Source organism: Neisseria sp. P0018.S001, assembly GCF_051957355.1.
In the GTDB taxonomy this organism is placed as follows: Bacteria; Pseudomonadota; Gammaproteobacteria; order Burkholderiales; family Neisseriaceae; genus Neisseria; species Neisseria subflava_A.
Genome location: NZ_JBQCWN010000065.1, coordinates 1 through 456, shown reverse-complemented (window position 1 = coordinate 456; position 456 = coordinate 1). Strand labels below are relative to the sequence as shown.

Here is a 456-nt window from a genome sequence, read left to right as displayed (position 1 = left end):
ACCGTAAGGAAGAAGGTCGTCTGAAACGCCTGCCTGACAGCCACGCCGATTCGCAAACAGGCAGCATCGGACTGTCTTGGGTGGGCGAGAAAGGTTTTATCGGCGCAGCGTACAGCGACCGTCGCGACCGCTACGGCCTGCCTGCGCACAGCCATCTCTACGACGACTGCCACACCGACATCATTTGGCAGAAGAGTTTGATTAACAAACGCTATTTGCAGCTTTATCCGCACCTGCTGACCGAAGAAGACATCGATTACGACAATCCGGGCTTGAGCTGTGGCTTCCACGACGACGATAATGCACACGCGCACGTCCACAGCGGCAAACCGTGGATAGACTTGCGCAACAAACGCTACGAAATCCGCGCCGAATGGAAGCAGCCGCTCCCCGGTTTCGAAGCCCTGCGCATGCATCTGAACCGCAACGACTACAGCCCCGACGAAAAAGCGGGTG

General features: G+C 57.2%; 1 pseudogene. It reads left to right on the top strand.

Annotation, left to right across the window (positions count from 1 at the left end):
• Positions 1-456, top strand: a pseudogene (locus ACTHTJ_RS10845) (ligand-gated channel); the annotation flags it as partial.